Here is a 6,485-nt window from a genome sequence, read left to right on the forward strand (position 1 = left end):
GTCCGCCCCGGGCGCGCCCGGTTCGCGCTTCGCGACCCGGGCCGGGAGCCCGCCGTAACCTGAGCCCATGAGCCAGATACCCCGTGACGAGCGGCCCGCCAGGCGCATCCGGGTGCTCCTCGCCGAGGACCAGGGCATGATGCGCGGCGCCCTCGCCCTGCTGCTCGGCATGGAGGAGGACATCGAGGTCGTGGCGCAGGTGTCCGCGGGCGACGCCATCGTGGACGGCGTGCTCACGCACCGGCCGGACGTGGCCCTGCTCGACATCGAACTGCCGGGCCTCAGCGGGCTGGACGCGGCGGCCCTGCTCCGGGACCGGGCACCCGACTGCCGGGTGCTGATCCTCACCACCTTCGGCCGGCCCGGCTATCTGCGCCGGGCCATGGAGGCCGGGGCGGCCGGCTTCCTCGTCAAGGACGGGCCGGTGGAGGAACTGGCCGGGGCGGTCCGGCGCGTGCTCGGCGGGGAGACGGTGGTCGATCCGGGGCTGGCCGCCGCCGCACTCACCGCAGGGCCGAACCCGCTGACGGCCCGGGAGCGCGAGGTGCTGACGGTGGCGAGGGACGGGGCGACGGTCGCCGACATCGCCGGGCGGCTCCACCTGTCCGAGTCCACCGTCCGCAACTACCTCTCCTCCGCGATCGGCAAGACCGGCACCCGGAACCGCGCGGAGGCGGTGCGGGAGGCCCGGCAACAGGGCTGGCTGTAGTCCCGGCCCTGACCGACCATCAGAAACCCATGGATGGGTCAAGAATTCATTAGAGGCCCGAAGCAACGGAATAGTTGCCTGTGCATACGAGGTTTACGCAGCACTTATGACACGCGGAAGGCCTCACCCCATGCCAGACACGACGACCGACCAGCCCACCCGGAGAGCGAGCGGGGCCGTGGTCCCGGTGCTCGCCTTCGCGGGCATCGTGGTCGCGGTGATGCAGACCCTGCTCGTGCCGGTCATCAAGGACCTGCCGCAGCTGCTGGACACCGGCCCCAGCGACGCCACCTGGGTGCTCACCTCGACCCTCCTGTCCGGTGCCGTCGCCACCCCGATCATGGGCCGGCTCGGCGACCTGTACGGCAAGCGGCGCATGCTGGTGTTCAGCCTCTCCGTGATGGTGGTCGGCGCCCTGGTCAGCGCGCTCACCAGCGACCTGATCACCATGATCGTCGGCCGTACCCTCCAGGGCTTCGCCATGGGCGCGATACCCCTCGGCATCGGCCTGATGCGCGACATGCTGCCGCGCGAGAAGCTCGGCTCGGCCATGGCGCTGATGAGTTCCTCCATCGGAGTCGGCGGCGGCCTGGCCCTGCCCGCCGCGGCACTGGTCGCACAGCACTCCGACTGGCACGCCCTGTTCTACGGCGCCGCCGGCCTCGGCGCGCTCGCCATCGCCCTCACCCTCCTCGTCGTCCCCGAGTCCCCCATGCGCGCCCGGGGCACCTTCGACGTGCTCGGCGCGGCCGGCCTGTCCGCCGGCCTGGTCCTCCTGCTGCTCCCCATCACCAAGGGCAGCGACTGGGGCTGGTCCTCCGGCACGACGCTCGGCCTGTTCGCCGCGGCCGTCGCCGTCCTCCTGCTGTGGGGCGTGTACGAGCTGCGCATCCAGGCGCCCCTCGTCGACCTGCGCACCACCGCACGCCGCGAGGTACTGCTCACCAACCTGGCCTCGATCATGGTCGGCGTCAGCTTCTACGTCGTCTCACTGGTCCTGCCCCAGCTGCTCCAGCTGCCCCGCGCGACCGGCTACGGCCTCGGGCAGTCCATGGTCGTCGCGGGCCTGTGCGTGGCCCCGCTGGGCCTGACGATGATGTTCACGGCACCGGTCTACGCCCGCCTGTCCGCCCGCTACGGCCCCAAGGTCACCCTCATCCTCGGCATGCTCATCATCGCCGTCGGCTATGGCGGCGGCCTCGGCCTGATGGACGCGGCCTGGCAGACGATCGTCATCTCCGTGGTCCTCGGCGCGGGCATCGGCCTCGCCTACTCCTCGCTGCCCGCGCTCATCGTCGGCGCGGTACCCGCCTCGGAGACCGGCGCGGCCAACGGCCTCAACACCCTCATGCGGTCCATCGGTACCTCGGTCTCCAGCGCCGTCATCGGCATGGTGCTGGCCAACACCGCGCACCACGTGGGCCCTGTCGCCGTCCCGACCATGCACGGCTTCCGCGTCTCCTTCCTGATCGCCACGGCCGCCGTCGTGGTGGGCCTGCTGCTCGCCCTCTTCCTGCCGGCGGCTCCGCGGCCGGCCCGGCACACCCAGCTGCGCGCCAGCAGCGAGGAGGACACGAACCTGGAGCGCGCCGAGCAGGTGCTGCGGGGCTTCCGGGGGCGGGTGCTGGACGCCGGTGGCACGCCGGTCGCCCGGGCCACGGTCACCCTGATCGACCGCCGGGGCCGGCAGGCGGGCGCCACGGTCTCCGGGGAGGACGGTTCCTACGCCCTCGCCGTGCCGGCCCAGGGCGCGTACGTACTCGCCGCGAAGGCCCCCGGCCATGGGCCGCTGGCGTCGTCGGCGACCCACTCCGGTGAGGAACGGGCTGTCGACCTGGACCTTGCCCTGCCGGGGGCTTCGGTCAGCGCGTAGCGCTCCGCTGGGGGCGCGGGTGCTCTACGGGGGTGCCACGCGGGGAGTCGTACGGCGGCTGCGGCTGGAATGCGGCCGGGCGCGCCGTTCCCCGCGCCCCCCTGCCGGGGGGCGGCCGGACGCGCTACGGGGTGGGGGTCGGTCGGCGGCTGCCGCTGGGATGTGGCTGAGCACGCCGTTCCCCGCGCCCCTTGGGGGCGTTGTCCTACCCCCTGTCCGGCCGGTGGGAGGGGATGCGGGAGCATGGGGTGGATCGTTTGCGTTAGTGAGAGGTTGAGCATGGGCGCCGTACCCCGTCCCGAGATCCTGGCCGCGTTCGAGGGGGCCAAGGGGTTCATGCCCGTGGACGAGGGGCTGGCGCTGTACGCGGCGGCGGTGGAGGCGGGGCGGCTGGGACTGCCGCTGCTGGAGGTCGGCACGTACTGCGGGCGGTCCACCGTGCTGCTGGCCGACGCGGCCCGCGCGGCCGGGGTCGGTGCGCTGACCGTCGACCACCACCGGGGCAGCGAGGAGCAGCAGCCCGGCTGGGACTATCACGACCCGGCGACCGTCGACCCCGAGCTCGGCCTGATGGACACGCTCCCCGCCTTCCGGCGCACGCTGTTCCGGGCGGGCCTGGAGGAGCATGTGATCGCTCTCGTCGGCCGCTCCCCGCAGATCGCACGGCTCTGGAACTCCCCGCTCGGGCTGGTGTTCGTCGACGGCGGTCACACCGACGAGCACGCCACGGCCGACTACGAGGGCTGGGCGCCGCACGTGGCCGAGGGCGGCCTGCTCGTCGTCCACGACGTCTTCCCGGACCCGCAGGACGAGTTCACCGGCCAGGCGCCGTACCGCGTGTATCTGCGGGCGCTGGGATCGGGGGCGTTCACGGAGGTGTCGGTGACCGGCTCGCTGCGGGTCCTGCGGCGAACGGGCGCGGGGATCTGAACCCCCGGTTAGAGTCGCAGACGTGTCGTACGCAGGCCCGGACCTCGATCCCTCGCAGCCCCGCCGGCCCCGGCGCGGCCCGCTGACCGTGGCGCTCGCCGCGCTGGTGCCCGGTGCGCTGCTCGGCTGGGTGGTGTACGAGGCGGTGGGCGGCGGTCCGGGCGGCCGGGACGGTACGGCCTCCCCCGCGCCGGCCCCGCGCGGCTCCGAGGTGTCCTCCTCCCCGTCCGCACCGACCGCCCCGCCCGGCACCGGCGCCACGGCGGACGGCGCCGGCCCGCTCGAGGGGAAGGTCGTCGTCATCGACCCGGGACACAACCCGGGCAACTTCCGGCACACGGCCGAGATCGGCCGCCCGGTGGACATCGGCACCCACCGCAAGGAGTGCGACACCACCGGCACGTCCACCAACGACGGTTACGCGGAGGCCCGGTTCACCCTGGACCTGGCGCACCGGCTGCGGGAGCTGCTCGAACGGCAGGGCGCGACCGTGAAGTTGACGCACGACGGGGACAGTCCGGCCTGGGGGCCGTGCGTGGACGAGCGGGCCCGGATCGGGAACACCGCGCACGCGGACGCGGCCGTCTCCCTGCACGCCGACGGCTCCGCACCCGGCAACCGCGGCTTCCACGTCATCCTGCCCGGGTCCGTGCACGCCGGTGCGGCCGACACCCGCGCCATCGTCGGCCCGTCCCACGACCTGGGAACGCGCATCGCGGGCGGTTTCCTGCGGGCGACGGGCGAGCCGCCGTCCAACTACCTCGGTGCGGGTACCGGTCTGGTCACGCGGACGGACCTGGGCGGTCTCAATCTGTCAACGGTTCCCAAGGTGTTCCTCGAGTGCGGCAACATGCGCGATAGCAAGGACGCGGCACTGCTGACAAGCGGCGCCTGGCGGCAGAAGGCGGCGCGGGGAGTCTCCGAGGGAATCGTGGGGTTCTTGCGTCGGTCCTGACCGGCGGGCGGATCCGGCCGTACGGCCGGATCTTGTGAACGATAGTGTCTACCGACGACGAGACGACCTACGAAGGACCTGAAGTGAATATCCGCTCCCTCACTAGAGGCGACGGCGTGGTGATCGGAGCAGCGGTGGTGCTGTTCATCGCGTCGTTTCTCGACACGTTCGACACCGGCAGCGACAGCACCAACGCCTGGGACAACCTGGGCCTCGTGATGAGCATGTACGTCGGCGGCATCATCGGCGCGGTCCTGATCGTCGTCGCTCGCGCGTTGCCGCAGCCGCGCAAGGTCATCGGCTTCGACCTCGGCCAAGTGGGCGTCATCCTCACGGTGTTCGCCGCGTGGACGGCGTTCTGGTCGATCCTCGACCCGCTGGGCGCCTTCGACGACTTCGACCGGTTCGACGTCGGCGCGGGCGCCGGCCTGGTCCTGGGGCTCATCGCCGCTCTGCTGCTGGCCGCGGCCGCCATCGCCACGCCCCTGGTGCCCGCCCTCCAGGCGGCCCTGGTCCCGGCTCCCAAGCCGGCCGCCCCGCAGCCCTACGGAGCCCAGCCGCCCGGCGGTTACGGCTACCCGGGTGCCCAGCCGCAGCAGCCGTACGGTGCCCAGCCTCAGCCGGGTCAGCCGTTCGGGCAGCAGCCGCAGGGCGCTCCGGCACCGCAGCCCACGGCCGGGGAGTTCTCGCCGTTCTGGTTCGCCGTCCCGGTGGCCCGTCCGCTGTTCGCGGAGGACGGTTCGCCGAACCAGATCGCCGAACTGGCGCCGGGTACCTGGTACCTGGCCGTCGAGCAGCGCGGGGCCGCGCTGGTCGCGCAGACCCAGGACGGCCGTCGTGGTGTGCTCCAGGACAGCTCGGGCATCCAGCGCGGCTGAGCCGTACCCCCCGTACCGCACGGCCCCTCGCCCTCGTGGCGGGGGGCCGTCGTCGTACGGCCGTATCTGGCGACGGCGTCGAGGAGGTGCCGGTTGCCGTCAGCTCCCGGACAGTTGGGAGGTGGAGGGCACCTGGTCCTTCACCGGCGCGCCGGCGCTCTTGCCCGCGTCCTTGACCTTGTTGATGATGTCGTCGAACGAGCCGGCCGCGCCCTCGTCGCCCTTGCGGAGCTTGGACGGCAGGCTCTTCAGGGATTCGATGCCCCCGGCCAGTGGTGCGAGGGCCTTGGACAGCGCCGGGTCGGCGGCGGCGTTCTTCTTGGCCGCCTTGAGCCGGTTGTAGGCGAAGAGGCCGGCGACACCGGCCTTCACCAGGGCCAGCTTGCGGCCGTGCGCCCCCTTCTTGAACTTGCCGGCCCTCCAGGGCTTCACGATCCACTGGTAGGTGGCGCCGGCGGCGAGGCCCGCGTCCAGCACGAACCGCGTCTTGGCGAACTTGCGCTTCTCCGCGGACGTGCTGGGGCTGGGGCTCTCGGCGGCGGGGACGGCCTGGGTCGCCGCGCTGCTCTTCGTCGTGCTCTTCGCGTCGCTTCCGCAGGCGGTGGAACCGGCGAGCAGGGCGCAGCACAGGGTGAGCGCCACGGCCAGGCGCCGCATCGGTACGGGCACGAGATCCTCCGGACGTGTCTCCCCGAGCGGTTGGCTTCCTCCGACAGCCTCACCCGGGAATCCCGGACGCGCCACCCGGGTGACGCCGTCCGGGTTTCACCGCCCGCCGCCCGGCAATCCGCAAGGCATGTCCCCTAGATATCGCAACGGTGCGAATCAGGCCGGGACGGTCATCGCGATCGTCGCCGACGTCATGGCCTTCATCCTCGGCCTGTGGATCCTGATGTACCTGTTGGACGCGAACCGGGCCAACAGCCTGGTGCAGTTCGTCCATGACGCGGCCTCCTGGCTGGCAGGCTGGTCGCACGACCTGTTCACCTTCGACGAGGCGTGGGCGCGGGTGGTCGCCGGGTACGGCCTGGCCGCGGTCGTCTACCTCTTCGTGGGCCATGCCGTCGCCAACCGCATGAGCCGGCACTGACCCCGTCCCCGCACGGCCCGCGCCCCCCCCCCGCCGGGGGGGGGGCGGCC

The 6,485-nt window shown here is 72.8% G+C and carries 7 protein-coding genes; 6 read left to right on the forward strand and 1 reads right to left on the reverse strand.

The window, feature by feature from the left end; all coding sequences use genetic code 11:
* Positions 1 to 67 precede the first annotated feature (67 nt).
* From ACGFT1_RS29665 to ACGFT1_RS29685, 5 genes are all read left to right on the forward strand, one after another.
* Positions 68 to 709: a response regulator gene (locus tag ACGFT1_RS29665; RefSeq protein ID WP_373912055.1), complete on the forward strand. Its 642-nt coding sequence runs from the start codon at positions 68 to 70 to the stop codon at positions 707 to 709.
* 130 nt (positions 710 to 839) lie between these two features.
* The gene (locus ACGFT1_RS29670; RefSeq protein WP_373912056.1) at positions 840 to 2,582 is read left to right on the forward strand and encodes an MFS transporter; all 1,743 of its coding nucleotides are present in this window, start codon (positions 840 to 842) and stop codon (positions 2,580 to 2,582) included.
* A gap of 279 nt (positions 2,583 to 2,861) precedes the next feature.
* Positions 2,862 to 3,512: a class I SAM-dependent methyltransferase gene (locus tag ACGFT1_RS29675; RefSeq protein WP_373912057.1), complete on the forward strand. Its 651-nt coding sequence runs from the start codon at positions 2,862 to 2,864 to the stop codon at positions 3,510 to 3,512.
* 22 nt (positions 3,513 to 3,534) lie between these two features.
* Positions 3,535 to 4,467: an N-acetylmuramoyl-L-alanine amidase gene (locus ACGFT1_RS29680; protein WP_373912058.1), complete on the forward strand. Its 933-nt coding sequence runs from the start codon at positions 3,535 to 3,537 to the stop codon at positions 4,465 to 4,467.
* Between the two features lie 83 nt (positions 4,468 to 4,550).
* Positions 4,551 to 5,345: a hypothetical protein gene (locus ACGFT1_RS29685; RefSeq protein WP_373912059.1), complete on the forward strand. Its 795-nt coding sequence runs from the start codon at positions 4,551 to 4,553 to the stop codon at positions 5,343 to 5,345.
* A 99-nt stretch (positions 5,346 to 5,444) separates the two neighbouring features.
* Here the strand turns inward: ACGFT1_RS29685 and ACGFT1_RS29690 are convergent, their stop codons facing one another.
* Entirely contained in the window at positions 5,445 to 6,014 is a 570-nt protein-coding gene (locus ACGFT1_RS29690) for a hypothetical protein (protein WP_373912060.1), read from the reverse strand.
* A gap of 127 nt (positions 6,015 to 6,141) precedes the next feature.
* On the opposite strand from ACGFT1_RS29690, the gene ACGFT1_RS29695 reads away from it, so the two are divergent.
* Positions 6,142 to 6,435: a hypothetical protein gene (locus ACGFT1_RS29695; RefSeq protein ID WP_373912061.1), complete on the forward strand. Its 294-nt coding sequence runs from the start codon at positions 6,142 to 6,144 to the stop codon at positions 6,433 to 6,435.
* The last annotated feature ends 50 nt before the right edge of the window (positions 6,436 to 6,485 follow it).

The organism is Streptomyces sp. Y20, assembly GCF_043195475.1.
Taxonomy (GTDB): domain Bacteria; phylum Actinomycetota; class Actinomycetes; order Streptomycetales; family Streptomycetaceae; genus Streptomyces.

Bases quoted from the DNA above. Each gene is read 5' to 3' on its own strand.
- ACGFT1_RS29665 (WP_373912055.1), top strand. From the start codon at position 68: ATGAGCCAGATACCCCGTGACGAGCGGCCCGCCAGGCGCATCCGGGTG.
- ACGFT1_RS29670 (WP_373912056.1), top strand. From the start codon at position 840: ATGCCAGACACGACGACCGACCAGCCCACCCGGAGAGCGAGCGGGGCC.
- ACGFT1_RS29675 (WP_373912057.1), top strand. From the start codon at position 2,862: ATGGGCGCCGTACCCCGTCCCGAGATCCTGGCCGCGTTCGAGGGGGCC.
- ACGFT1_RS29695 (WP_373912061.1), top strand. From the start codon at position 6,142: ATGTCCCCTAGATATCGCAACGGTGCGAATCAGGCCGGGACGGTCATC.